The sequence below is a fragment of the Sphingomonas sp. GC_Shp_3 genome (genome assembly GCF_026540945.1).
Taxonomy (GTDB): Bacteria; Pseudomonadota; Alphaproteobacteria; order Sphingomonadales; family Sphingomonadaceae; genus Sphingomonas.
Window position 1 is genome coordinate 1 of the sequence record NZ_JALNUT010000001.1, and the last position, 25,996, is coordinate 25,996.

Here is a 25,996-nt window from a genome sequence, read left to right on the forward strand (position 1 = left end):
CGCTTCAGGCGCGGGGTGGCGGCAGCGCGGGCGGGGTTCCGCTGTCCGGATCGAGCTTGGTGAGTGCAGGGGCGGCCGGAAGCGTCCGTGCGAAGACCGGCGCGGGCAGCGCGCCGGCGCGCAGCGTTTCGGGCGGGATGCAGCCGAGGCAGGCATGCGCGGGCATCGCCTCGTGATGCCGCTCGGCGGGCGTGCCGTGCTCTGCTGCCATCGTCATGCCGCCCGCGTCGTGGCACGGCATCGCCGCCGCCGGTTGGCAGCCGAGCGTGGCGAGCAGGACGCAGAGGAGCAGGCGGAGCAGCATCGCGCGCTGCTTAGCCGCTTTCCGATATCGTGACCACCGCTACGATACCGGAAAGCGCCGTACCCGTCAGACGTTGAAGCGGAACAGCATCACGTCGCCGTCCTGCACGACATATTCTTTGCCTTCCTGACGCAGCTTGCCGGCATCGCGCGCGCCGGTCTCGCCCTTGAAGGCGACGTAATCGGCAAACGCTATCGTCTCGGCGCGGATGAAGCCGCGTTCGAAATCGGTGTGGATCTCGCCCGCAGCGTTCGGAGCCTTGGCGCCGACATGGACGGTCCACGCGCGCGCTTCCTTGGGGCCGACGGTGAAGAAGGTCAGCAGCTTGAGCAATTTGTACCCGGCGGTGATGACGCGAGCGAGGCCGGTTTCTTCCAGGCCCAGTTCCGCCAGAAACTCGCCGCGATCCTCCTGCGGCATGGTGGCGATCTCCGCCTCGATCGCGGCGGAGACGACCACCGCCTGCGCGCCCTCGGCCTTGGCCTTCTCGAACACGCGCGCGGACAACGCATTGCCGTTTGCCGCATCACCCTCATCGACGTTGCAGACGTACAGCACCGGCTTGGAGGTGAGCAGCTGCGCCTGCGCGAACACGCGCGCTTCCTCCTCGTCCTTCGGCACGGTCAGCCGTGCGGGCTTGCCCTCGCGCAGCAGGTCGAGCGCCTGACCCAGCACCGCGACGCCGATCTTGGCCTCCTTGTCGCCCTGCGCCGCCTTCTTGGCGAGGTTCGGTACGCGCTTTTCAAGGCTTTCGAGGTCGGACAGCATCAGCTCGGTCTCGACCGTCTCGGCATCGGCGATCGGATCGACCTTGCCCTCGACATGAGTCACGTCGCCATCCTCGAAGCAGCGCAGCACATGCACGATCGCATCGACCTCGCGGATGTTGCCGAGGAACTGGTTGCCGAGGCCTTCGCCCTTCGACGCGCCACGCACCAGCCCGGCAATGTCGACGAAGGCGAGCTGCGTCTCGACGATCTTGGCCGATCCGGCGATCTCGGCAAGTTGATACAGACGCGCATCCGGCACCGCGACGTTGCCGACGTTGGGCTCGATCGTGCAGAACGGATAGTTCGCCGCCTGCGCCGCCGCGGTCTGCGTCAGCGCGTTGAACAGGGTGGATTTGCCGACGTTCGGCAGGCCCACGATACCACAGCGGAAACCCATTTTATCGTCCTTGAATGCTGGTGCGCCGCAGCGGGCGCGCGTTGGTGTCGCCGATAGCGGCTGCGGCGGCGGAAGGCCAGATCAGCTATAGTTGAAGCTGATGCTGATCCGGTCCTGCTTGGCGGTGCCGGCGATCACCTCGTGGCGCAGCCAGCTTTCCCACAGCAGCACCGTGCCCGGTTCCGGCGTAACGTGGGCGAACGTCCGCATCGCTTCGGGCGCATCCTCGCGGCGGGTCGGCGCGGCCATCATGAAGGGCAGGCGCGGGTCCTCGAAGCGGATCGCGCCGGCGCCCGGCGGCACCGCGACATAGAGCGTGCCCGACACCACCGAATGCGGGTGGATATGCCCGGAATGCATGCCGCCGGGCTTGAGAACGTTGACCCACAGGCTGTCGAGCTTGAGCTTGCGCCCGCCGAGATCGAACGCGCACGCCTCCGCAAAGGCGGCGACATGCTTGTTCAGTTTCCTGACGAGATCGCCGAACGCCGGATCACGCTGCGGCAGGTCGTTGAGCGAGGCGTAGCTGGTGTAGCCGCGATAGTTATGCGCCTTCGACCAGCCGCGGCCGGCGCGATCTTCCGACGCGAACATCAGGCAGGATTGCTCCAGTTCGTCGAGCAGCGCGGCATCGCCGAGCGCGCCGTCATAGACGGGCGTGGCGAACAGGCTCCGGATCGTCATTTGCCATCCCCCAGCCGCAACGCGACATCGTTCATGAAGCGTACGTCGTCACCCTTGGCCAGCCACGCCGCCTCCGCCGCGACCGCGCCGAACATATCGGACAGCGGGTCCATCTCCGCCTTCGCATAATTGCCGAGCACATAGGGCGACACCTTGTCCTTGTGCCCCGGATGACCGATGCCAAGCCGGATGCGGCGGAACGCGTTACCAATATGCGCCTCGGTCGAGCGCAAGCCGTTATGCCCGGCGGTGCCGCCGCCCACTTTCACCTTCACCCGGAACGGCGCGATATCGAGTTCGTCGTGGAACACGGTGACGTCACTCTCGGCGAGTTTGTAGAAGCGCATCGCCTCGCCGACGCTGCGGCCGCTTTCGTTCATGAACGTGGCGGGTTTCAGCAGCAGGATCTTTTCCGAGCCGACCCGGCCTTCCTGGGTCCAGCCCTGAAACGCCTTCTTCACGGCTGAAAAATTGTAAAAATCCGCGATCGTGTCGATCGCCATGAAGCCGACATTGTGACGGTTCAGCGCATATTGCGCGCCGGGATTACCAAGACCGACCCAAATCTGCACGTCACACTGCTCCAAAAACGAAAAGGGCAGGGAGGCTTGCGCTTCCCTGCCCAAATCCTGCCCGATCGGGGAAGGCTTACGCCTCGCTCTCCGGGGCTGCGTCGGCGGCCTGCGCTTCGGCGACGGCGGCGTCGGCCGCATCGTCGGCGACGGTCGGCACGGTCGGCGGGACAATCGTCGCGATGGTGAAGTCGCGGTCGGTGATCGCGGCGGTCACGCCCTGCGGCAGGTCTACGTTCGAGATGTGGATCGAATCGCCGATCTCGCGGCCAGCCAGCGAGATGGTGATGTCGTCCGGGATCGCCGCTGCGTCGCAGACCAGCTCGATCTCGTGCTTGACGATGTTGAGCACACCCTTGCCGGTCTTGATGCCGGGAGCCTCGTCCTCATCGGTGAACACGACCGGCACGCTGACGTGAACCGTGGTGTGTGCGCCGATGCGCAGGAAGTCGACGTGAACCGGACGCTCCGTGACCGCGTCGAACGCGACATCCTTGGGGAGCGTGCGGACGCTCTCGCCACCGGCGTCGATCATGACCTGCGAGTTCATGAAGTGGCCCGTCATGAGGAGACGCATCAGCGCCTTTTCCTCGACGTGGATCGCCAGCGGCTCCTGGTTGTTACCATAGACGACGGCGGGTACGCGGCCTGCGCGACGTAGCGAACGGGAGGCTCCCTTGCCAACCTTATCGCGCGTCTCGGCTGCGAGCGTCAGTTGTTCGCTCATTGCATGTCTCCGAAATACGTTTGGATCAAAGTCCGGTCAGGCCTCCAGGGATGACCCTGACCGGAAGCCGGCGCGCATAGCCGAAGCGCGCGAAAAGGGCAAGGTGCGACGCTGCTCGAAATGATGCGCGCCGCTTCCTACATCGTCGGCATAACACAAGAGGAGAGTGAGATGTCCGACCACGTTGTCCAATGGAACAAGGAACTGCGACTGCTGCTCGACCAGATGCAGGCGCGCCCTTCCGCTGACTGGACGGCGGAACGCGAGCGGGTTCGGGTGTTGACCGGTTTGATCGCGGCGCGTCAGCCGGTCGCCGCCGGGGCGCAGGGCTGAGTTTCGATCGCCAGCAACAGTTCGGCAATCCTTTGATCGTTGCGAGGTGCGGCGGCAGCCGCCAAAGCGCCCCGCAATGATGTTCAAGCTTCTGTCGATCGCCGCTCTCGTAGCCGCTGCCGTTCCCGCCCACGCGCAATCGGTGCAGCCGTGGCCGGATCTTGTGGTGGTGAAACCGCTGGGCGACGGCTGGGTCGGTTCCGGCGAGGTAGTCGGCCGCGCCGGCGGCGAAGAGCGCCAGTCGCAGTTCGAATCGCGGTTGCAGATCGGCCATACGCTGGGTCGATCGCTAACCGCTTGGGCGGGGTGGGTGCATTTCGCCAATTTCGTGCCGGGCGCGCCGAACACTGCCGAGGATCAGGCGGTCGAACAGCTCAACTGGGCGATCGGTTCGGTCGGTAGCGTGCGGTTTGCCACGCGTAGCCGGCTCGAACAGCGCTTCCTGAGCAATCTGCCTGGTACGAACTGGCGGTTCCGCCAGCAATTGCGCGCGGTTTATGCAACCGGTGGCGTCAAGTCGGTCGGGCTGGTGTTATGGAGCGAGCCGTTCCTCGCGCTCAACCGGACGCCCGGGCAGCGCCATACGCTCGACCAGCTGCGCAGCTTCGCCGGTGTGACGGTGCCGGTGGCGCGCACGCTCGATTTCGAGGTCGGCTACCTCAACCAGCGGGTCTACCGCGCCAACGATACGCTGGTGAATCACGCGATCCCGCTGGTGCTGACCTATCGGTTCTGACGGAGCCGCAGGTCAGTACCGGATCCGGGTCGCCGTCAGGTGCTTCCTTGCCAGCAGCGTCTGCACGCTGTGATCGCCGGCGAGGTGCCCCGCGCCGACCGCGATGAACACCGTGCCAGGCTGCTCCATCCGCTTGGCGATCCAGTCCGCCCAGCGCGCGTTGCGATCCCATAACAGAACTTGGCGGAGTGCGGGCTGCTTGCTGAGATCCTCGTTCATCATCCGCCCAAGGCCATCGGCATCGCCTTTACCCCAAAGATTGACCATCTTGTTCATTTCCGATGGGAATTTGTCGATATCCTCGACTCCCGACATCAGGAACGAGACCTGTGCGGCCTGCGGCAGATCATGGAAATAGCCGAGTTGCTGGCCCAGCGTCTCCAGCCCGGTGACCGGCTTGCCGGCCGCCTTGGCGGCTGCATCAAGCTGTATCTCGACGCCGTCGTCGCGGCCGAAGCCGGTCTTCTGCATTTCGAGCTGGCCGATCGTCGCGCCTGCGAACCACGGTTCGAAGCGGTCGAAGGCATCCGGCTTCTGGCCGAGCTTGGCGAGGCCGGCGGCATACTCCGCGCGCTTGTCCGCCGGGATCTTCTCGGTCAGCGTCGGCCCGGTCGGAGAAAGTGCGAGCGGCAGCATCACCTTCTGCGCTTCCTCGGGCGAGGGCATCGGGATTTCTAGGACGAGGCTGTCGCTCGCGTCGAACGCCTTTTTCACCGCCTCGTCGAACCAGCTCAGCCCCGGCTTCAGCGCGTGGATCGTGCCGAACAGGTAGATGGTGGTGTCCTTGTCCTTCACCACCCACAAGGCGGGATCGACATCCTTCACCGCCGGCGCGGGCCGCGCACAGGCAGGCGTCGCCATGATGATCGTCGCCGCCAGCAAGGTCTTCAGAAAGCGCATCGTGTGAGTCCCGCTCAAATCCATCTGTCGGGCCGATGATAGAAAGCAGGCGTTTGCGCCACCTTAATCGTTCCCGACCGGCCCAAGCGCGCTGTTGACCCTCGGAAAGCCATACGCCAAAGCCGGCCATCATCACCGAGAGGGTATTTCCTTGGCCGCAAGCCACCCGTCTGCCGAGACGCCCACGCAAGCCGCTGCCGCGCCTCTGAGTTTCCAGCGCATGATCCTGACGCTCCACGATTACTGGAGCGCGCACGGCTGCCTGATCCTGCAACCCTATGACATGGAAATGGGCGCGGGCACCTTCCATCCGGCGACGACGCTGCGCGCGCTCGGCCCCGATCCGTGGAACGCCGCCTTCGTCCAGCCATGCCGCCGCCCGACCGATGGCCGCTATGGCGAGAACCCCAACCGGCTCCAGCATTATTACCAGTATCAGGTGATCCTGAAACCGAGCCCTTCGAACTTGCAGGAACTGTATCTCGGCAGCCTCGCCGCGATCGGCATCGATTTCACCCGCCACGACATCCGCTTCGTCGAGGATGACTGGGAAAGCCCGACGCTCGGCGCGTGGGGGCTCGGCTGGGAAGTGTGGTGCGACGGCATGGAGGTGACGCAGTTCACCTACTTCCAGCAGATGGGCGGCTATGACTGCAAACCCGTCGCCGGCGAACTGACCTATGGGCTGGAGCGGCTCGCGCTGTACCTTCAGAACAAGGACAGCGTCTATGATCTCGCCTTCAACGACGCGGGCGTCAGCTACGGCGACGTGTTCCTCGAGAATGAGCGCGAGATGTCGAAGTGGAACTTCGAGATCGCCGATACCGAGCGGCTGTTCGACCTGTTCCGCAAGGCGACCGCCGAGTGCGAGAATTGCCTGGAGGCGAAGCTGCCGATCCCGGCCTACGAACAGGCGATCAAGGCGAGCCACGTCTTCAACCTGTTGCAGGCGCGCGGCGTGATCTCGGTGGCGGAGCGACAGGCGTATATGGGCCGGGTCCGCGATCTCGCGAAGGGCGCGTGCGCGGCGTACATGGAGAAGAACGCGGAGGGCTGGCAGGCGCGCTTCCCGGGGTGGGCGGCGTGATGGCGGCGATGGTCCCGCCGTTCGCTGACGTGACGATTATCAAGGCGATTCACCGTGGCTGACTTCCTCCTCGAACTCCGCTCGGAAGAAATCCCGGCGCGCATGCAGGACAAGGCGCGCGACGATCTTGCCCGGCTGTTCGCGGCCGAACTCGCCAAGTCCGGGCTGCATACCGATGCGATCGTCACCTTCGCCACGCCGCGCCGGCTTGCGCTGATCGCGCGCGACCTGCCGGTGGCGACTGCCGCCGTCTCCGAGGAGACCAAGGGGCCGAAGACCAGCGCACCCCCGCAGGCGCTGGAAGGATTCCTGCGCAAGACCGGGCTCTCCCGTGACCAGCTCGTCGAGCGTGACGGCGTGTTCTTCGCCCTCGTCGAGCGGGCGGGCCGCGCCACCGCCGACGTGCTGGCCGAAGCGATCCCCGCCGTGATCCGCGCCTTTCCATGGCCCAAGTCGATGCGCTGGGGCGCAGCGTCGCTCTCCACCGAATCGATCCGCTGGGTACGGCCGCTGCAAGGCATCGTCGCGCTGTTCGGTGAAGATGTGGTGCCGTGCGAGGTCGCTGGCGTCACGTCGGGCGCGCAGACGGTCGGCCATCGCTTCCACCATCCCGGCGTCATCACGATCGGCTCGGCGAGCGATTATGTCGAGAAGCTACATGCCTGCCACGTCATCGTCGATCAGGACGAACGTCGCCAGATCATCGCGCTTGGCGCGACGATGGCGGCGCGCAAGGCCGGCCTCGAACTGGTCCGCGACGAGGGGCTGCTGACCGAGAACGCCGGGCTGACCGAATGGCCGGTGCCGCTGCTCGGCCGCTTCGACGAAGCCTTCCTCGCCGTACCGCCCGAGGTGATCCAGCTTACCGCGCGGGTGAACCAAAAATATTTCGTGTGCCGCGATATGTCCGGCAATTTGGCGAACGCGTTCGTCTGCACCGCCAATATCGACGCGGTCGACGGCGGCGAGAAGATCGTCGAGGGCAACCAGAAGGTGCTCGCCGCGCGGTTGAGCGACGCGAAGTTCTTCTACGAAACCGATCTCAAGGTGCCGCTGGCGGATCAGGCGGCCAAGCTCGACCGCATCGTGTTTCACGAGAAGCTCGGCACGGTTGCCGACAAGGTGGAGCGCGTGGCGAAGCTGGCGGAATGGCTGGCGAGCGAAGGCATCGTGCCGGGCTGCGACCCGGCGCTCGCGCGGCGCGCGGCGGAACTGTGCAAGGCCGATCTCGTCACCGGCATGGTCGGCGAATTTCCGGAATTGCAGGGCCTGATGGGCGGCTATTACGCCGCCGCGCAGGGCGAGCCGGCGGAAGTCGCCGAGGCGATCCGCGATCATTACAAGCCGGTGGGGCAGGGCGATGACGTGCCGACCGCGCCGGTTACGGTGGCGGTGTCGCTGGCGGATAAGCTGGATACTCTACGTGGGTTTTTCCTGATCGAGGAACTGCCGACTGGATCGAAAGACCCGTTCGCGCTTCGGCGCGCGGCATTGGGGGTCATCCGTCTGATCGTCGCCAACGGCTTGCGCGGCAGCCTCGGTGTATGGCTGACTAAGGCGGTGGACTTGCATATCGAGGCGTATCTGGCTGCGGCAAGTATATCCTCGCCAAGTACACCGATGTATCTTGATGTCTCTGGCGACGTGCAGCGGTTGATGGCGAACGGCGAGGAACTGATCCGCTTCCCGGTCGCGGCGAATGCGCGGAGCTACGCGGGTTTGCGCGCGGCAGGACTGCATCCCTCACCACCTATCGAGTTCTTCGCCGACCGCCTTAAAGTTCAGCAGCGCGAAGCCGGCGTCCGCCACGACCTGATCGACGCGGTGTTCGCGCTAGGCGGCGAGGACGATCTTGTTCGCCTGCTCGCGCGCGTGCAGGCGTTGCAGGCGTTCATCCGCACCGAGGATGGCGCGAACCTGCTCGCCGGGTACAAGCGTGCGGCGAACATCCTCAAGAAGGAGGGGTTCACCGGTTCCGATGCGGTGAGCGATTATACGCCCGAGGCGGCCGAGGCCGCGCTCATCGCCGCGCTCGACGCGGCCGAGCCAGCCGCCGACGATGCCGTCGCGCACGAGGATTTCGAGGCGGCGATGGCCGCGCTCGCCACGCTGCGTGCGCCGATCGACGCGTTTTTCCAAAGCGTGATCGTCAACGATCCCGATCCCGCCAAACGTACCGCACGGCTGGCGCTGCTCTCGCGGGTGCGCACGGCGGTGCACGGTGTGGCGGATTTCGCCCGGATCGAGGGCTGATCGGCAGTACGCGATTACTCCGACAAACCTCGAAGCGAGCGCAATCCAGCGGCCGACCGCCGTCCCGCCCGCGGCTTGAACAAAGCCGTGTTGCGTTGCACAAACCGGAAAACAACATCCACGGAGAAGACGACATGGCGAGCACCTTGGCCGAAGCATCGACTGCGACCGACCAGCGCTATGTCTACCGCTTCGGTGGCGGTGTTTCGGATGGCGGCAAGGGGGATCGCAACCTGCTTGGCGGCAAGGGTGCCAACCTTGCCGAGATGGCGTCGATCGGCCTGCCGGTGCCGCCGGGCTTCACCATCTCGACCGAAATGTGCACCCGCTATTACGACGAGGGCGGCCAGTTCCCCCAGTCGCTGCGCGACGAGGTGGCCGCCGGCATCGCGCATATCGAGGGCGTGACCGGCAAGATGTTCGGGGATGCTGGCGACCCGTTGCTGGTGTCGGTCCGCTCGGGCGCGCGGGCGTCGATGCCCGGCATGATGGATACCGTGCTCAACCTCGGTCTTAATGACGCGACCGTCGAGGGGCTTGCTGCCACCTCCGGAGACACGCGCTTCGCGTGGGACAGCTATCGTCGCTTCATCCAGATGTATTCGGACGTGGTGCTAGAGCTCGATCACGGTGCGTTCGAGGAAGCGCTGGAGATCGCCAAGGAGGACAACGGCTATTTCCTCGACACCGATCTGACCGCCGACGACCTGCGCAAGCTCGTCGCCGAGTACAAGGCCCTGGTCGAACAGCAATGGGGGAAGCCGTTCCCGCAGGACGTGCATGACCAGTTGTGGGGTGCGGTCGGCGCGGTGTTCGGCTCGTGGCAGTCGGAGCGCGCAAAGGTCTATCGCCGGCTCAACGATATCCCCGCCGCCTGGGGCACCGCCGTCAACATACAGGCGATGGTGTTCGGCAACATGGGCGAAACCTCGGCCACGGGCGTCGCCTTCACGCGTGACCCCGCCAAGGGTGATCGCGCCTATTACGGCGAGTTCCTCATCAACGCGCAGGGCGAGGACGTCGTCGCCGGTATCCGCACGCCGCAATATCTCACCAAGGCCGCTAGGCAAGCGGCCGGTGCCAAGCCCGCATCGATGGAGGAGGCGATGCCGGAGACCTTCACCGAACTTGCCAAGGTGTTCGACCTGCTCGAAACGCACTATCGCGACATGCAGGACATCGAGTTCACCGTGCAGCAGGGCAAGCTGTGGATGCTCCAGACCCGCTCGGGCAAGCGCACCGCCAAGGCCGCGCTCAAGATCGCGGTCGAGATGGCGGAGGAGGGGCTCATCACCCGCGAGGAGGCGATCGCGCGGGTCGAGCCGCAGGCGCTCGACCAGTTGCTCCACCCGACGCTCGATCCCAAGGCGACGCGCGACGTGCTGACCAAGGGGCTGCCCGCCTCGCCGGGCGCCGCCTCCGGTGCGGCGGTGTTCGACAGCGACACCGCCGAGAAGCGTGCGGCGGCAGGCGACAGCGTGATCCTGATCCGCGTCGAAACCTCGCCTGAGGACATTCACGGCATGTACGCCGCCAAAGGCATCCTCACCGCGCGCGGCGGCATGACCAGCCACGCGGCGGTGGTGGCGCGCGGCATGGGGCGGCCGTGCGTGTCGGGTGCTGGCTCGATCGCGATCGACGCCAAGGCGCGCGTGATGCGGGTCGGCGGCCGCGAGATCGCGGAGGGCGAGATCGTCACGATCGACGGCACCACCGGCGAGGTGATGGCCGGCGCGGTGCCGACAGTGCAGCCCGAGCTGTCGGGCGACTTCGGTACGCTGATGGGCTGGGCCGATCAGGTCCGCCGTCTCAAGGTGCGCGCCAATGCCGAGACGCCGCTCGACGCCAGGGTCGCGCGCGAGTTCGGCGCAGAGGGCATCGGTCTCTGCCGTACCGAACATATGTTCTTCGATGCCGAACGGATCACCAATGTCCGTCAGATGATCCTGGCCGAGAACGAGGCGGGCAGGCGATCGGCGCTGGAGAAGCTGCTGCCGGAACAGCGCAGCGACTTCGTGCAGTTGTTCGAGGTGATGGCCGGATTGCCGGTAACAATCCGATTGCTCGATCCGCCGCTGCACGAGTTCCTGCCGCATCAGGAGGCTGAGTTCGCAGAGGTGGCATCGGCGGCTGGCATCGACATCGACACGCTCAAGCGCCGCGCTGCCGAGTTGCACGAGTTCAACCCGATGCTCGGTCATCGCGGTTGCCGGCTCGGTGTGACCTATCCCGAGATCTACGAGATGCAGGCGCGCGCGATCTTCGAGGCGGCGATCGAGGTTGCCGAGAAGTCGGGGGCAGCGCCGATCCCCGAGGTGATGATCCCGCTGGTCGGTACGCGCCGCGAGCTGGAACTGATGAAGACCGTGGTCGACAAGGCCGCGCAAGCGGTTTTTGCCGACAAGGGCCGCACGATCGAGTATCTCGTCGGCACGATGATCGAACTGCCACGCGCCGCGCTGATGGCGGGCGAGATCGCTGAGGTCGGTGAGTTCTTCTCGTTTGGCACCAACGATCTGACCCAGACGACTCTTGGCGTGTCGCGGGACGACGCGGCCCGCTTCCTTAACACCTATGTCGAGCAAGGCATCTACGCCAAGGACCCGTTCGTCAGCCTCGATATCGAAGGCGTCGGGCAGTTGATCGAGCTGGCGGCCGAACGCGGCCGGGCGAGCCGACCCGGCATTAAACTTGGCATATGCGGCGAGCATGGCGGCGACCCGGCATCGATCGCCTTCTGTGAGCGAACCGGGCTCGATTACGTCAGCGCTTCGCCATATCGCGTGCCGATCGCGCGGCTGGCGGCGGCGCAGGCGGCGCTTGCGGCTAAGGGGTGAGAGACGGGCGGGCCGGTGGTCGGCTCGCCCGCGTCATCGTGAACGACACCGGCTGCTTGTCTCGGGCGTTTGATGACTGCTCGGTGGCGCCGCCGTGATCGCCTTGGCGGTGTTCAGCGGGGTGTGCGGGGGCGGTCTGCCCTGTCGCCCAGATCGTCGACGCGCAACGCCGCGGCTTGCTGCCGCCATTGCCGGCCCGTAATATACCCGGCGGGTAACGCGAGCCGGAGTTCAAGTGCCATTTCGTCCTGATCGGACAAGTGCTCGATATCCGCAAACCGTGCGATGCCGAGTTCAGAAAGGCGCATAGCGAGCGCTGCATCGATGCCGTCGATCCGCGTCAGCGCGTCTTGCTCAGTCACGAAAGGCGTTTCGACCGTGCCGACGCCGCTTGCAAGCTCCGGGAAGGCTTCGGCGATCGGCGGCGGTGCAGCCGTTTCGCCGGGCGTGAGCGGCGGGATGATGGGATCGCTCGGGTCGCCATCCAGCGCAGACGCAGCGCTGTCGCCGTCGCGCATCGCCGGCTCCGCGGTTTCGACCGGCGGGGCAGCAGGTGCAGGCGTGGCAGCCCTGAACGTCGCGATGCGAGTCTCTGCTTCAGCGAGGCGGTCCACCATCGCCTGATGCGTTGCCTCGAGCGTCGCAGCGTGTCGCGCGAGCGTGTTCAGCCGGCTTTGCGACTGTGCACGAAACGTCGCGAAGTCGCGCATCAGCTTGCGCATACCTTCGCCGTCATTGACCGTGTTGGGGTTGGTCGCGAACCCGAGCAACCAGGCCACCACCGCCACCGCGCAAAGAACGAGCAATTGCAACGGCGAAGTGAACAACATGTACGCGAACCCTTAACGGAATGATTACCATTCCTGTGACGGCGGCATCCAAGGGTATCAAGCCCGCGCTGCCGTCGGCGTGCCCCGAAATCTGCGCCGCTTCGGGACTCGTCAGTGTCCGCCGTGGATGAACGCGTCCGAGATCGAACACGCCGCAGGGCCCAAAATTACCACGAACAAGGTCGGCAGGATGAACAGGATCAGCGGAATGGTCATGATCGCGGGCAGTCGCGCGGCCTTTTCTTCCGCACGCATCATGCGTTCGTTTCGGAACTCGGCGGACAGCACGCGCAGCGCCGAAGCGAGCGGTGTGCCGTATTTTTCCGTCTGAATCATCGTTGTAACCACGCCCTTCACCGCATCGAGCTTCACGCGCGATGCGAGGTTTTCGAACGCCTGGCGTCGTTCGGCAAGGAAGCCAAGCTCGATCGCGGTCAGTGTGAACTCGTCACCCAATTCGGGGTAGGCCTTGCCGAGTTCGCGCGCTACTCGCCCAAACGCGGCGTCGACGGTGAGTCCCGCCTCGGCACAGATCACCAGCAGATCGAGCGCATCGGGCAAGCCCTTACGGATCGCGTCCGAACGCTTCTTGATCTTGTTGTTGAGGAAAAGGTCGGGCGCCTTGTACGACAGGATGAAGCTGCCCGCGACGAGACCATAAGCCTTCAACGGCGACCAGGTCTGGAACGTGTCGGTGCCGTAAACAAGGTACAGCATTGGGCCGCCGCAGATGATCGGCAGCACCAGCCGGCCGAAGATCACCGCGACGGCATATTCCTTAGACCGGATACCGGCCTGGAGAAGCTTGATCTGCGCCGCCTTGACCTGGCTGTCTTGCAACATGCTGAGCGAGGTCAGGAACGCCTTGATCCGATCGGTCGTCTCGTTCTTTGTAACAAGCTTGGCGCGGCGCTTGGTCGAGGCGGTGATACCGGCCTTCAGCTGTTCGCGACGATCGTTCAACGCTTTGACGCGCTTGGTCATCGGATCGTTCACGGTCGTTGCCGCGTAGATGGCAAGCAGCACCGCGAGCGCCGCCACGGCCGCGAGCAACGTCGCGACGGCGAAGACATCGATCCCGAGGATCTTTGGTCCGGCTGTAGAGCCCATGATCGTCCCGCTCGCCTCTGGTTAGATTTCGAAATTGACCATCTTGGCCATGATGAACGCGCCGATACCCATCCACAGCAAGCCGCCGAGGCCGGCCACCATCAGCCGCTGATCGACGAAGAAGTTCTGCATGTATGTCGCGTTGATCATCCAGATCATCGAGAACACGATGAACGGCAGCGAACCGACGATATAGGCCGACGCCTTGGATTCGGACGACATCGCCTTGATCTTGAGCTTCATCTGGCCGCGCATGCGCAGCACCGTGGCGAGGTTGGAGAGCGTCTCGGCAAGGTTGCCGCCGGTCTCGCGCTGGATCGCGATGGTGATGCAGAAGAACTGGAATTCGGGCGTGCCGAGACGGTCTGCGGTGTCTTGCAGCGCCGCATCCAGCGTGCGCCCGATGCGCATCTTGTCGGTGATAGAGCGGAACTCCACGCCGATCGGCCCTTCGACTTCTTGACCCACCACGCCGATCGTCTCGGTGATCGGCAGCCCGGAGCGCAGGCCGCGCACCAGCAGCTCGATCGCGTCCGGGAACTTGGCGGTGAACTTGCCGATCCGCCGTTTGATGAAGAACCCCACCGCCATATGCGGAATGCCGGCACCCATCGCCACGCCGAGCAGGATCGACGGCGCCAGCGGCATGTGCAGGATCATCAGCACCAGCGCCACCACCACCGCGCAGCCGAGCGTGGCCATGCCGTACTTGCCGACCGTCCACGGCTTGCCGGTCATCGCCAACCGCTTCTTGAGCAGCGCGGGGCGCGGCAGGAAGCGCATTGCCGCCGCGTCCATCTTGTTACCGCGTGACGCGGCAACACGGCGAGCCTGTACGGCCGCGAGTGCGGAGGCGGATTCGCTATGCCGCTCACGCACGGACGACAGTCGCCGCGCGCGCGCGCGCTCAGGCGAGGGGCCGGCGAACGCGAACACCACCAGCGCCAGCGTGCCGAGCGCACCAATGCTGATAAAAATGAGCGACATCATATCCATCGCGGTTTCAATCGTTCCGTAGGGTCGGGGACGAGATCACTTCTTCTTGAGCGCGCGCTTGGGCATCATCGCCTTGAGATCACCAAACTTGCCGAGCAGCGATTGCCCCTTGGGCTTCTTCTTGCCGCCGGGCGCAACCACCCCGTCGGCATCGCCGACGGACATGATCTGCGTCGCGATCTCGGTCAGCGGGACCACCGTTTTCGAGGCCTTGCCCGCTTCGGCGACGGTCTTGCCCAGCTTCGCGGCCTGCGCGGCAAGCTTCTGGTCGAGCGGTACGAAATAGTCGATTTTCCGCTCGATCGACCCTTCGAAATCCTTGCGGCTGATTTCCAGCATGGCGGCAGGCAAGACCTTGTTGGCAACGACGACGATTTGCGTCATCGGCGCGTTCGATTTGAGCCACGACAGCAGCCGGATCGTGTCACGTGCCGCTGCCAGCGTCATTTCGGTGACGATCACCGCGACCTGAAGCTCGGAGACAAGGTGCGGATGCTGTACCAGCATCCCACGCGGCAGATCGACGATCGTGCACTCGAAGGCGAGGCGCATTTCCTCCTGCAATTGGTAGAAGGCGGCACCATCCGTCATGACCGGCGCGTTGATCGGCGCTTCGGCCGATAGCACCGACAGGTTCTCGCCCGCCTTCACCATCGCACGTTCGATGAACAGGCCGTCGATGCGGCTGGGGTTCTCGATAGCGTCGGTCAGGCCGCGGCCGGGCTCGAGATCAAGCGCGAGCGCGCCCGTCCCGAAATGCACGTCGAGATCAAGGATTGCGGTGTTGCGGGGGCCACGCTGGCTGATCAGCCACGCGACCGACGTGGCGATCGTCGATGCACCGACACCACCGCGCGCGCCGATGAACGCGGTCGCGCAATGCGGGCGCTCGCCGGTGTCCTCGGTTACTTTGGGTGCGTTGAACACCGCCTGCGCGTGCGTTAGCGCCTCGCGCAGCACCGCTGGATTGAGCGGCTTCAGCAGATAATCCTGAATCCCGCTAACGATCAGATCGCGGTATAGCCGCACATCGTTGACCTGACCGGCGGCGATGACGACGGTTCCTGGTTCACACACCTCGGCAAGCGCGTTGATGTCGTTCAGCGGATCACCGCTCTCTGACAGATCGACCAGCAAAATCTGCGGGCTGGCCGAGACCGACAACGACTGAACCGCGTTGCGTAGTCCGCCCTTGTTCACCTTCTCGGGCGGCCATCCCATCTCTGCGGCAACACCGCGGATCGCATCGGCGGTGGTTTCGTCGCACACATAGGCGACGAAGGGATCACGCAGCCCGATCTTGCTCATGTTGAAGGGTGCGTTCATTTCGAGCTGGTTCCCTTGAGGCCGCCAGCCCCGGTTGGCGTGGCTTTGCGGAACGTGTCGATCGCCTTGCTCGCGGCAAACGTATCGGTCATGCCGCTGCCCGACTGACCACGCACCAGATCCATCGGATTGGCGACCATTGCGGCGAGGTTGGAGTTGATTGCGCAACCCTGATTCGATCCGGTCTGATTTTCGTAGTTGGGTTGGCTGACGCGGCTGAAATCGGGGCAGCCCGGGACGGTCGCCTTCATCCGGCTTACCACGACGCGAAGCATGCCGGGTGCCGGAGGAGCATCCGTCATCGGCGCATCGTCCGAGAGCAATAGGCCATAGCGAGCAACCTGTGTCGCGACCTGGTCGTGCGCTGCTGGCGCGTAGCCGTTGGGATCGTCGATCGCGACATGATCGCCGTAGCCGAGCCGCAGCGCCGCCATCCACCCGGCCAGCCGCTGCGCCTCACCGGGTGCGAGGCCGCTGCGAGTCGTCGCCACGTCGAACACGTAGTCGTTGCGGGATACCACGGGCTGGTGAACTGACTCTAGGCCGCGGTTCTGGGTGCCCGTGCATGCTGCGGCGGCGAGCGCCGCAATCAGGATCCATTGTTTGCGCATGGCGAAATCCTTGCGAATAAACATCAGTTGGAGTCGAAGCCGGGCGTGGCGACCGCGGCGGATTTCTTGCGAGGCGGTGCGGTCACGGCCTGTGCCTTGTCGAGCGGGGCGGGGACGCCGGGCTGCGACGGCGCGAACGGCAGCGGTGCGACCGCGCCCAGCCCCGGCTGCGCCGTCACCGGCGCGGCGAGCGTCGGTTTGGGCCGCTGGCCTCCAGTGGTGCCGCCGCCCAACTGCCCGGTCAGGATCTGGCTGAGGTCGGTCGGCGCCTTGTAGCCATCCGTCGGCAGCGCGATCTGGTTCGCGTCGACCGGCTTGACGAGATACGGGGTGATGACGATCACCAGCTCGGTTTCGTTGCGGTTGAACGCATTGGAGCGGAACAGCGCACCGAGGACGGGCAAGTCGCCGACGCCCGGCGCCTTGGTAATCGAGTTGTTGTGGTCGTTCTGGAGCAGACCGGCGATCATGAAGCTCTGGCCGGAGCCGAGTTCCACCGTCGTTTCCGCCCGCCGCGTAGTCAGTGCCGGAATTGTCGTGCCGGCAATCGTGACCGCGCCCTGCGACGAAAGCTGGGACACTTCGGGGCGGACCCGCAGCGATATGCGACCGTCCGCCAGCACGGTCGGCGTATAGGCGAGGCTGACGCCGTACTGCTTGTACTCGACGGACACCGCGCCCAGGCCTTGGCTGATCGGGATCGGGATTTCGCCGCCAGCGAGGAACGTGCCGGTTTCGCCCGAGAGCGCAGTGAGGTTCGGGTTTGCGAGCGTCGTCACCTGACCGTCCGTCTCGCCGAGATCGAGCGTGGAGAGCAGGTTGAACCCAAGCAGTTTGCCCGCGGCGGCAATCGTCGTGCCCGTAACAGCTGCAGTGACTGCGCTGTTGTTCGGGGTTGCGGTTGTGGCGTTTGTGAACATTCCGCCGTTGGGGTAATATTGCGGGACGGTTCGGCCCTGGCCTAACCCGAACTGGAACCCACCGGGCTTGTCATAGCTCGTCAGGTTTACGCCCAGGTTCTTGACGAAGCTGCGGCTTACCTCGGCGAAACGGACTTGCAGGTTGACCTGAAGCGGCGTCGCGGTCTTCAACCGCGACAGCACCTTTATGTTGTCGCCCACGAAGGACTGAACCAGACGCTCAGCCTCGGCACCATCGCCCGGACTGTTGATCGTGCCGGTAAGCAGCACCAGCCCGTTCATCGTCGTCGCGGTGATATGTGCGTCCGGCATCGCCAAGTTGAGCATCTGCTGGATCGTGTCGAAGTTGTTGCCCACGCGGACGGTGGCCGCATAGACGACCGCGCCGCCCGCCGCCGTGGCGGACACCGTCGTCTCGCCGGTGCCCTTACCGAAGATGTAGAGCTGCGTCGGCGAGCGGACCTGTACGTCCGCGATCGCGTCGCTTGCCACGAACACGTCGGTGATCGGGCGGGGCAGGTTGATAAGGCGACCGCGACCGGTGCTGACCTGCAACACCGTGCTGGGCGAAGCGGCGGCCACCACTGGACGCCGCGCATTGGAGGCGGCAGGGCGATTGCGCGGCGCGGCGGTGGCGCCCCCCGCGGCCAGCGCTACGGCCAGCGGCCAGCCGATCGTCTTCGATACAGTGCGCATATTACTTCTTCCCCCCAACCGCGACATCGGTCACGGCATTGCCCCGGGCGACCCGCACGACCGGCCCCTTCGTGGCCGCTGCCGCCGCGGCTCCTGCCGGCGTCGACGTGTCGATCGGCTTGCCCGGTACGGTGCTGCGCTGGAAACGCGACACGTCGGCGCCCGTTTCGAACGACGTACTGCCCGCGCTGGGCTGTGCGGCGACCCTGGCGATCATCGCTCTTTCCGCCTTGGGATCGCTCCCGTTCGGCACGTCGACCGCGCCACTGGCGATCGCCTGATCAAGCTCGGATTGGTTGTCGGCGAGGCTGCGCAGCGACAGCGACAGCGAACCGAGCGTTTGCGAGACAGCGATCTGCTCCGCCATCTTCGGCGTCGCCTCGAGCGTTACCATCGAGAAGGTGCGGACCTGCGTCTTGCCGTTCTCGTCGACGGTATTGTCGGTGCGTTGATCGGTGGCGAGCACGCGCAGGTTGCGCATGATCGTCTCCGCCACCTTCAGCGGCGCACCATCACCGCCGCCGACGACATTCTGCGTCAGCACGAGATCGATGCGGTCGCCCGGGAATACAAAGCCGGCAACGCTGCTCTGCTGCGAGACGGGAACCGTAACCGCGCGCATCCCGGCGCCAAGCGCAGCGGCAAGGAACCCGCGGTCACCCGGCTTGACGAGTGCGCCCTGCGTGATCGGCTGACCGGCGGTGATCGGGTTGCGCACGACCGTACCTTGCAGCGTCTTGGCATCGAAACCGCCCTGGTGGATGAAGTAGGCGTTCTCGACCAAATCTTTCGGCCATGGCTGGTACTTCACCGCCGTCGCGTCGAGGATGGTGCCGACCGGAAGCGAGCGCGTCGCCACCAGCACTTCAGGCCCATCGACGCGCGCGGCCGCCACCGCGGCAACCGCCTGAGGCGCCGGTGTCCCGACGATCAGGCTGCGCGCCATGAACGCCGTAACGGCGGCGACGACGAGCGCACCCAACAGCAAAAAGATCTTACGACTGTTCATCTCAGGCCTTTCGACGCCCGGTAAAAATCCGGCTCAAACCATTATAGGAGAGTGGTTAAGATGCAGTTCACGCAGCGCGAGCAAAGCGGCGAAGGCGATTGCGACACCGTACGGGATCTCGATCTCGCCGCCTTTTCGCGCGCCGCGATCGAGCACCATCAAAACCGTCAGCACGCCGCCAGCGATCGACATCACCACCAGCATCCACACCAGCAGTTGCAGCGGGAACCATAACGCAAGCGCACCGATCATCTTGACGTCGCCGCCGCCCATCCAGCCGAGCGCGAACGCGCCACAGAACAGCGCGAACACGATGGCCGCGATACCTAGCTGCAATGCCATATCCGGCCATGGCGTCATCCCGCTCGCCCACCACGATAGCGGCGCAAGCAGCGCGATCGTCAGGTTCTTCCAGTTGGCGATCTCGCGGGTGCGCACATCCTCGATGCCGGCCCACAGCAGCAGGAGCGCGAGGACGCCCGTCAGGAATGCAATGATTGTCCCACCCATCGGAAAAGCTCCTAGACGGGATGGCTTTCAAAAAAGTAACCAAGACCGATGCTGTCGCCGCAACTCTATCGCCGTGTCATCCCCGCCGGCGCGACGGTGGGACGCTGGCGCGCGCCCGATGGGTGGGTGATGCGTCGGTTCGACTGGCCGGCAGAAGGGCGCTCACGCGGCAGCATCCTGTTTCAGGCGGGGCGCGGCGATGTGTTCGAGAAATATCTCGAGACGCTAGCGCATTGGCATGCGCAGGGTTGGTCTGTCACCGCATTCGACTGGCGAGGGCAGGGTGGTTCCGGGCGGTGTTCGCCCGATGCCCATGTTGGGCATGTCGATCGCTTTTCACTCTACATCGACGATTTCGAACAGTTTTGGCGGGCGTGGCATGTGGGGGCGGCTGAACCGCGCGTCGCGGTAGGTCATTCGATGGGCGGACATCTGGTCCTCCGCGCGATGACGGAGCGCGCGATTTCCCCTGATGCGGCGGTGCTGGTGGCGCCGATGCTGGGGCTCAACAGCCCGATCGGCGCCGGCCTTGGCGAATGGGGTGCGCGCCTGTTCGGCCGTATCGGCGATCCGGCGCGCCGGGCTTGGCGCGGCAACGAGATTCCAGCAACTACCGAGACCCGCCAGGCATTGCTGACCCACGACAACGACCGGTACCAGGACGAGATCTACTGGCAGAAGTCGCAACCCGGCCTCCTGCTCGGGCCACCGAGCTGGCGCTGGCTCGCCGAGGCGTTTGCCTCGACCCGGGCGATGCGCCGCGATCCACGCCTGGGTGAAATGCGGGTTCCAACGCTGATGCTGGTCGCCGATTACGACAAGCTCGTGTCCGCCCGCGCGGCGGTCCGAGTGGCGGCAAAGCTGCCTGACGTGCGGCTGGTGCGCTTCGGAAAGGAGTGCGCGCATGAAATCCTGCGGGAGGTTGATCCGGTGCGCAACCGTGCGCTGGGCGAGATCGATTCGTTTCTCGGCGCGCGGCTACGCGGTGGCGAATGACCGGCTATGACGTGGCGATCGTCGGGGCCGGAATGGCCGGCGCCAGTCTCGCGGCGGCGATCGGTACGCGTGCGCGCGTGCTGCTGATCGAGGCGGAGGATGCGCCGGGTTATCATGCGACGGGTCGCTCCGCGGCGTTCTGGTCCGAGACGTACGGCGGGCCGGATGTACAACCGCTCACCACCGCCTCCGGTCCGTTCCTGCAAGCCGGCGGTTTCCTCGATCCACTTGGGGCGCTGCACATCGGGCGAACGAAAGATGCGGCGGCGGGAGGTGCGTTTCTGGCGGACTTCGCGGGTAGCGGGATTGCGCTGGATCGCGTCGATCCGGCCCGCCGGATCCCCGGGCTGCGGCCCGAATGGACGCTTGGCATCGCCGAGCCGAGCAGCACCTATATCGATGTGGCGGCGCTTCACGCGCAGTATCTCGCCGTCGCGCGGCGGGCAGGCGCAGCGCTGGTGACGAGCGCACCGCTGCACATGGCATCGCGCGAGGGGGGGGCATGGGTGTTGCAGGCAGGCGGCGTGACCTACCGGGCCGCCATCCTCGTCAACGCCGCCGGGGCGTGGGCCGATGCGGTCGCGTGTCTCGCCGGAGCGGCGCCGATCGGCGTGCAGCCGTATCGCCGCACCATGATCCAGTTGCTGACCGATCCGCCTGCGCCCGCCGATCTGCCGCTGGTCGTCGACATTGCCGGCGGTTTCTACTTCAAGCCCACGGCGGACGGACGCGTGTGGCTCAGCCCACATGACGAGACCGCGTGCGCGCCGTGCGATGCGCAGCCGGAGGATCTGGATGTCGCGCTCGCGATCGACCGGCTGGAACAGGTGGTGGACTGGCGTGTCACGAAGGTGGAGCGGCGCTGGGCAGGTTTGCGGAGCTTCGCACCGGACCGCCTGCCGGTATACGGCTTCGACGCGCGCATGCCCGGGTTCTTCTGGTGCGCAGGGCAGGGCGGATTCGGCATCCAGACCGCGCCCGCGGCGGCCGCGTTGACGGCGGGGCTGCTGCTCGGGTGCGCGCCCGACCCGTCTGTCGCGGCGATCGATCCCGCGCGCTACGCACCCGACCGTCTGGTCGCGCTGGCCTGAGCAAGTTCGCGCTGCTAGTCTCCCGGCAATACCAACGGCGGTGAGCATGACCCATACGTTTGTGATCGAGCGGACACGGCCTGCGGGTCCGTCGCTAAGTTCGCATACAAAGGCGGAGTGATCTTCAGGGCCGGTGGTTTCGAGGAGACGTAGCGCCGACCCCGCGACTCAGAGGATCGCGCGAACCTTCTCCGGCGGACGCGCGAGCACTACGCCGTTTTCGGTTTCCACCAACGGGCGCTGGATCAGGATCGGATCGGCCAACATCGCGTCCAGCACGGCCTCGTCGCTCATGGTGGTGACGTCCAGCCCGCGATCAGTCGCTTCGTTCGCGCGAACGCCTTCGGCCGGCGTCATCCCGGCGCGGGCATATAGTGCGGCGAGCTTGTCACGGCTTGGCGGGGTCTTGAGGTATTCGATCACCTCGACCTCGACACCAGGTGTTCCTTCCAAGATCGCCAGCGTGGTCCGTGAGGTGCCGCAGCGCGGGTTGTGCCAGATCGTCGCCTTCATGCTTCCGCCTCCTTGACGAAATCCACGTCGCGCCGCTCCGGCCCGATCGCGGTCCAGAAGATGATGACCACCAGTGTGATCCCCGCCACCATTGCCAGCGCGAGGCCGTAATCGCCGCCGTGCCGCTCGGCGATGTCGGCCTGGATGACGGCGTTACGCGCCGCGATCAGGTTGCCCAGTTGATAGGCGAACCCCGGAAACATCCCTCGCACCGCCGCCGGCGACAGTTCGTTAAGGTGGACCGGCACGATCCCCCATGCGCCCTGCACCGCAACCTGCATCAGGAACGCGCCCGCCGCCAGCATCACCGGCGTGACCGAGAACGCCCATAGCGGGATGACCGGCACCGCGCAAAGGCAGCCGATGATGATCGCACGCTTGCGTCCGATCCGTTCCGACCAGATGCCAAAGCCGATCCCGCCGACGATCGCACCCGCGTTCATCACCATTGCGATCAGCCCGGCGGTCTGCGTGGAGAGGTGATGCTGCGCCTTGAGGAAGGTCGGGTAGATATCCTGAGTGCCGTGGCTGAAGAAGTTGAACGCGGTCATCAGCACGACGAGGTACAGCGCGATCTTCCAGTTGGCGGCGAGCGCGGCGAACGGGTTGACGCGCGGCTTCTTGGCGAGCGCCTCGTAGGCTGGGCTTTCCTCGACGTGCATGCGGATCAGGAACACCAGGATGGCTGGGATCACGCCGATCAGGAACATGCCGCGCCAGCCGATATGATCGAACAGCAGGAAGAACACCAAGCTGGCGAGGAAATAGCCCGACGGATAGCCCGATTGCAGCAGGCCTGACACCGGCCCGCGCAGTTTGGCGGGGATGCTCTCCATTACGAGGCTTGCGCCGATCCCCCATTCACCGCCCATCGCGAAGCCGAACAGCGCGCGGATCACGAACAATGAGGTGAGCGACCAGGCGAACGCGGACAGCACCGAGAAAGCGGAGAAGGCAAGGATGACGATCATCATCACCGGCCGCCGCCCGAAACGATCGGCGGCGAGGCCGAATACCAGCGCGCCGAACGGGCGTGCGGCGAGCGTATAAAACGTCGCCAGGGCGGTGGTCTTTACATCGGTGCCGAATTCCTTGGCCACGGCGGAGAACATGAAGACCATCAGGAAGAAGTCGAACGCATCGAGCGTCCAGCCGAGATAGCTCGCCCAGATCGAGCTTTTCTGCGCCGGGGTTAGCGCTTTCAGGTCGGCGATGACGGCCATGTCTGGTCCTTGCGGTGGGGGGACACCTTAGGGAGCGGGGGCGGGGTTGGGCAAGGGTGCGGTGGCTTCATCGCACTCCGGTCGCGGCAGGCTACGTCTACGGGATGGAGCGTTGCGAGCGAACGTGAGAAGGAGTGGCCGCACTAACCTTGCCGACAGGATTGTGCCGGGAAGGTTAGTGGGCGTCGACCAAGCGAAAAGGCTCAGCCCAGATTCTCCGGCCGCGCCAGCCAGTCTTCCAGCCACTTGATGGTATAGTCGCCCGCCTGAAACTCGGGATCATCGAGCAGCGCCTGATGCAGCGGGATCGTCGTCTTCACGCCGTCGATCACGAACTCCTCAAGCGCACGGCGCAGTCGCAGCAGACAGCCCTCGCGGGTGCGGCCGTAGACGATCAGCTTGGCGATCATCGAGTCGTAGTAAGGCGGGATGCGATAGCCCGCATAAAGCCCGCTATCGACGCGGACGTGCATGCCGCCCGGTGCGTGGTAATATTCGATCTTGCCGGGGGAGGGTGCGAAGGTGCGCGGATCCTCGGCGTTGATGCGACATTCGATCGCGTGGCCGCGGAACTCCAATTCCTCCTGCCGGACCGAGAGCGGATGCCCCTCGGCGATGCGGATCTGCTCGCGCACCAGATCCATGCCGGTGATCGCTTCCGTCACCGGATGTTCGACCTGCAAGCGGGTGTTCATCTCGATGAAATAGAACTCGCCGTCTTCCCACAGGAACTCGATCGTGCCGGCGCCGCGATAACCCATGTCGGCCATCGCCTTGGCGACGATACCGCCCATCCGCGCGCGATCCTCGGGGCCGAGCACGGGGGAGGGGGCTTCTTCCAGCACTTTCTGGTGGCGGCGCTGGAGCGAGCAGTCGCGCTCGCCCAGGTGGATCGCGTTGCCGTTGCCGTCGCCGAACACCTGGAACTCGATGTGGCGCGGGTTGCCGAGATATTTTTCGAGATAGACGGTAGCATCGCCGAACGCGGCCTTAGCCTCGCGGCCGGCCTGCTGCATCAGAGTTTCGAGCTCGTCCTCGGATGTGCACACCTTCATGCCACGCCCGCCGCCGCCCGATGCGGCCTTGATGATCACCGGGTAACCGATGCTCGCCGCTATCGCGCGGGCTTCCGCGACATCGCTGATCGCGCCGTCCGAACCCGGCACCAGCGGCAGGCCGAGCGCGCCGGCGGTGCGCTTGGCCTCGACCTTGTCACCCATCGTGCGGATATGCTCGGGCTTGGGGCCGACGAAAATTAGCCCGTGCGCCTCGACAATTTCGGCGAACTTGGCGTTCTCCGACAGGAAGCCGTAGCCTGGGTGGATCGCGTCCGCGCCGGAAATCTCCGCCGCCGAGATGATGTTGGGGATGTTGAGATAGCTCTCGGCAGCCGAAGGCGGGCCGATGCAGATCGCCTGATCGGCGAGCCGCACGTGCATCGCATCGGCGTCGGCGGTGGAATGCACCGCCACCGTCTGGATGCCCATTTCATGACACGCGCGGTGAATGCGCAGCGCGATCTCGCCGCGATTGGCGATCAGCAGCTTCTTGATGTCGGGCATATTACGCTACGACCACCAGCGGCTGGTCGAACTCGACCGGCTGGCCGTTCTCGACCAGCAGCGCCTTCACCGTGCCGGCCGACGGCGCGACGATAGGGTTCATCACCTTCATCGCCTCGACGATGAGCAAGGTGTCGCCCGCCGCAACTGTATCACCGACAGACACGAACGCCTTGGCGCCGGGTTCGGCCGAGAGATAGACCGTGCCGACCATCGGCGATTTCACCGCATTGGCGCTGACGGCGGCAGGCGCGGCGACGATCTCCGGCGCGGCGAGCGCGGGCGCGGCCGCCGCCGGGGCGGTGGGCGCTGCATAGTGCATTGGCGCGGGTGCGACCTGCGCGGCCTTGCGGGCGATACGGATCTTGCGGTCGCCGTCCTCGACCTCGATCTCGGTCAGATCGGTCGCGTCGAGCATCTCGGCGAGCTGGCGGACCAGATCGACGTCGATCCGCATTGCGTCGTTGGTGGTGTTGTCGGTCATGCGACCCCCGTTATCCCTGATTTTGCTCTGGTTCAAACGGCGCGTCCTGTCAGAACCGCGCCGCCGCTTCAAGCGCCAGCATGTAGGAATACGCACCGAACCCCGCCACGGTGCCCTTCGCGGCCATGCCGACGTAGCTTTTGTGGCGAAACGCCTCGCGCGTGTGCGGGTTCGAGAGATGCACCTCGATCACCGGCGTCCTGATGCCCTTGATCGCATCGTGGATCGCGATGGAGGTGTGGGTGTGTGCGCCGGCGTTGAGCAGCACCGCCTTCGCGCCCACCGCCTGCGCCTCGTGCAGCCAGTCGACGAGATGGCCCTCATGATTGGACTGCCGCACGTCGACCGACAGATCGAGTTCGCGCGCGCGATCCTCGAGCATGCCGGCGATGTCGTCGAGCGTCTCGTCGCCATAGATCTCCGGCTCGCGCGTGCCGAGCAGGTTGAGGTTCGGGCCGTTGAGGACGAAGATGGTGTCGGGCATCGTGGACTTTCGTTTGGCGGTGCGCGCGCCTATCT

26 protein-coding genes are annotated in these 25,996 nt (G+C 65.3%); 7 read left to right on the forward strand and 19 right to left on the reverse strand.

The features are described 5' to 3' along the window. Positions 1–4: 4 nt before the first annotated feature. The 5 genes from OXR00_RS00005 to OXR00_RS00025 form a co-directional block, all read right to left on the reverse strand. Positions 5–304: a hypothetical protein gene (locus tag OXR00_RS00005; protein WP_267385990.1), complete on the reverse strand. Its 300-nt coding sequence runs from the start codon at positions 302–304 to the stop codon at positions 5–7. Between the two features lie 66 nt (positions 305–370). Beyond that, positions 371–1,471, reverse strand: a complete 1,101-nt coding sequence (gene ychF / locus OXR00_RS00010; RefSeq protein ID WP_267385991.1) for a redox-regulated ATPase YchF — start codon at positions 1,469–1,471, stop codon at positions 371–373. Between the two features lie 81 nt (positions 1,472–1,552). Continuing rightward, complete coding sequence (locus OXR00_RS00015; RefSeq protein ID WP_242151031.1) at positions 1,553–2,155, reverse strand: TIGR02466 family protein; 603 nt, start codon at positions 2,153–2,155, stop codon at positions 1,553–1,555. Further along, positions 2,152–2,727, reverse strand: coding sequence for an aminoacyl-tRNA hydrolase (gene pth, locus OXR00_RS00020; RefSeq protein WP_267385992.1), 576 nt, complete (start codon positions 2,725–2,727; stop codon positions 2,152–2,154). The genes OXR00_RS00015 and pth overlap by 4 nt, the downstream gene beginning before the upstream one ends. Before the next feature lie 76 nt (positions 2,728–2,803). Next, positions 2,804–3,454, reverse strand: coding sequence for a 50S ribosomal protein L25/general stress protein Ctc (locus OXR00_RS00025; protein WP_242151035.1), 651 nt, complete (start codon positions 3,452–3,454; stop codon positions 2,804–2,806). Between the two features lie 171 nt (positions 3,455–3,625). On the opposite strand from OXR00_RS00025, the gene OXR00_RS00030 reads away from it, so the two are divergent. After that, positions 3,626–3,787 carry a hypothetical protein gene (locus OXR00_RS00030; protein WP_242151038.1) on the forward strand — a complete coding sequence of 54 codons (162 nt, stop codon included), beginning with the start codon at positions 3,626–3,628 and terminating at the stop codon, positions 3,785–3,787. A 76-nt stretch (positions 3,788–3,863) separates the two neighbouring features. Beyond that, positions 3,864–4,523: a DUF2490 domain-containing protein gene (locus tag OXR00_RS00035; RefSeq protein WP_242151040.1), complete on the forward strand. Its 660-nt coding sequence runs from the start codon at positions 3,864–3,866 to the stop codon at positions 4,521–4,523. 12 nt (positions 4,524–4,535) lie between these two features. Here OXR00_RS00035 and OXR00_RS00040 read toward each other — a convergent pair whose 3' ends face one another. Continuing rightward, a complete protein-coding gene (locus OXR00_RS00040) occupies positions 4,536–5,423 on the reverse strand; it encodes a TraB/GumN family protein (RefSeq protein WP_267385994.1) in 888 nt (295 codons plus the stop codon). 220 nt (positions 5,424–5,643) lie between these two features. On the opposite strand from OXR00_RS00040, the gene OXR00_RS00045 reads away from it, so the two are divergent. From OXR00_RS00045 to ppdK, 3 genes are all read left to right on the forward strand, one after another. Next, positions 5,644–6,510: a glycine--tRNA ligase subunit alpha gene (locus OXR00_RS00045; RefSeq protein WP_267387098.1), complete on the forward strand. Its 867-nt coding sequence runs from the start codon at positions 5,644–5,646 to the stop codon at positions 6,508–6,510. A 54-nt stretch (positions 6,511–6,564) separates the two neighbouring features. After that, positions 6,565–8,763 (forward strand): glycine--tRNA ligase subunit beta, encoded by a 2,199-nt coding sequence (gene glyS, locus OXR00_RS00050; protein WP_267385995.1) that lies wholly within the window; start codon positions 6,565–6,567, stop codon positions 8,761–8,763. Positions 8,764–8,897: 134 nt separating this feature from the next. Continuing rightward, a complete protein-coding gene (gene ppdK, locus OXR00_RS00055) occupies positions 8,898–11,600 on the forward strand; it encodes a pyruvate, phosphate dikinase (protein ID WP_267385997.1) in 2,703 nt (900 codons plus the stop codon). Between the two features lie 113 nt (positions 11,601–11,713). On the opposite strand, the gene OXR00_RS00060 is transcribed toward ppdK, so the two are convergent. The 8 genes from OXR00_RS00060 to OXR00_RS00095 all read right to left on the reverse strand — a co-directional run bounded on the left by OXR00_RS00060 (position 11,714) and on the right by OXR00_RS00095 (position 19,608). After that, the gene (locus OXR00_RS00060) at positions 11,714–12,430 is read right to left on the reverse strand and encodes a hypothetical protein (protein WP_267385999.1); all 717 of its coding nucleotides are present in this window, start codon (positions 12,428–12,430) and stop codon (positions 11,714–11,716) included. Between the two features lie 111 nt (positions 12,431–12,541). Continuing rightward, positions 12,542–13,540, reverse strand: a complete 999-nt coding sequence (locus tag OXR00_RS00065) for a type II secretion system F family protein (RefSeq protein ID WP_242151054.1) — start codon at positions 13,538–13,540, stop codon at positions 12,542–12,544. Between the two features lie 21 nt (positions 13,541–13,561). After that, on the reverse strand, positions 13,562–14,536 hold the full coding sequence (locus tag OXR00_RS00070; RefSeq protein WP_267386000.1) for a type II secretion system F family protein: 975 nt from the start codon (positions 14,534–14,536) through the stop codon (positions 13,562–13,564). Between the two features lie 36 nt (positions 14,537–14,572). Next, entirely contained in the window at positions 14,573–15,862 is a 1,290-nt protein-coding gene (locus tag OXR00_RS00075; protein WP_267386001.1) for a pilus assembly protein CpaE, read from the reverse strand. Continuing rightward, the gene (locus tag OXR00_RS00080) at positions 15,859–16,473 is read right to left on the reverse strand and encodes a CpaD family pilus assembly protein (protein WP_267386002.1); all 615 of its coding nucleotides are present in this window, start codon (positions 16,471–16,473) and stop codon (positions 15,859–15,861) included. The genes OXR00_RS00075 and OXR00_RS00080 overlap by 4 nt, the downstream gene beginning before the upstream one ends. 23 nt (positions 16,474–16,496) lie before the next feature. After that, the gene (locus tag OXR00_RS00085) at positions 16,497–18,089 is read right to left on the reverse strand and encodes a type II and III secretion system protein family protein (protein WP_267386003.1); all 1,593 of its coding nucleotides are present in this window, start codon (positions 18,087–18,089) and stop codon (positions 16,497–16,499) included. Position 18,090: 1 nt separating this feature from the next. Further along, on the reverse strand, positions 18,091–19,098 hold the full coding sequence (cpaB, locus tag OXR00_RS00090) for a Flp pilus assembly protein CpaB (protein WP_242151069.1): 1,008 nt from the start codon (positions 19,096–19,098) through the stop codon (positions 18,091–18,093). Positions 19,099–19,131: 33 nt separating this feature from the next. Further along, positions 19,132–19,608 (reverse strand): prepilin peptidase, encoded by a 477-nt coding sequence (locus tag OXR00_RS00095; protein ID WP_267386004.1) that lies wholly within the window; start codon positions 19,606–19,608, stop codon positions 19,132–19,134. Positions 19,609–19,656: 48 nt separating this feature from the next. Here OXR00_RS00095 and OXR00_RS00100 point away from each other — a divergent pair, with 48 nt between their 5' ends. Together OXR00_RS00100 and OXR00_RS00105 are read left to right on the forward strand one after the other, a co-directional pair. Next, positions 19,657–20,604, forward strand: coding sequence for an alpha/beta hydrolase (locus OXR00_RS00100; RefSeq protein ID WP_267386005.1), 948 nt, complete (start codon positions 19,657–19,659; stop codon positions 20,602–20,604). Beyond that, complete coding sequence (locus OXR00_RS00105; protein WP_267386006.1) at positions 20,601–21,695, forward strand: FAD-dependent oxidoreductase; 1,095 nt, start codon at positions 20,601–20,603, stop codon at positions 21,693–21,695. The genes OXR00_RS00100 and OXR00_RS00105 overlap by 4 nt, the downstream gene beginning before the upstream one ends. 168 nt (positions 21,696–21,863) lie before the next feature. On the opposite strand, the gene arsC is transcribed toward OXR00_RS00105, so the two are convergent. The 5 genes from arsC to aroQ form a co-directional block, all read right to left on the reverse strand. Beyond that, positions 21,864–22,208: an arsenate reductase (glutaredoxin) gene (gene arsC / locus OXR00_RS00110; RefSeq protein WP_267386007.1), complete on the reverse strand. Its 345-nt coding sequence runs from the start codon at positions 22,206–22,208 to the stop codon at positions 21,864–21,866. Beyond that, entirely contained in the window at positions 22,205–23,431 is a 1,227-nt protein-coding gene (locus OXR00_RS00115) for an MFS transporter (protein ID WP_267386008.1), read from the reverse strand. The genes arsC and OXR00_RS00115 overlap by 4 nt, the downstream gene beginning before the upstream one ends. Before the next feature lie 203 nt (positions 23,432–23,634). Next, a complete protein-coding gene (gene accC / locus OXR00_RS00120; protein ID WP_267386009.1) occupies positions 23,635–24,993 on the reverse strand; it encodes an acetyl-CoA carboxylase biotin carboxylase subunit in 1,359 nt (452 codons plus the stop codon). 1 nt (position 24,994) lies between these two features. Next, positions 24,995–25,477 carry an acetyl-CoA carboxylase biotin carboxyl carrier protein gene (gene accB / locus OXR00_RS00125; RefSeq protein WP_267386010.1) on the reverse strand — a complete coding sequence of 161 codons (483 nt, stop codon included), beginning with the start codon at positions 25,475–25,477 and terminating at the stop codon, positions 24,995–24,997. Between the two features lie 49 nt (positions 25,478–25,526). Continuing rightward, on the reverse strand, positions 25,527–25,961 hold the full coding sequence (gene aroQ, locus OXR00_RS00130; protein WP_267386011.1) for a type II 3-dehydroquinate dehydratase: 435 nt from the start codon (positions 25,959–25,961) through the stop codon (positions 25,527–25,529). Between the last annotated feature and the right edge of the window lie 35 nt (positions 25,962–25,996).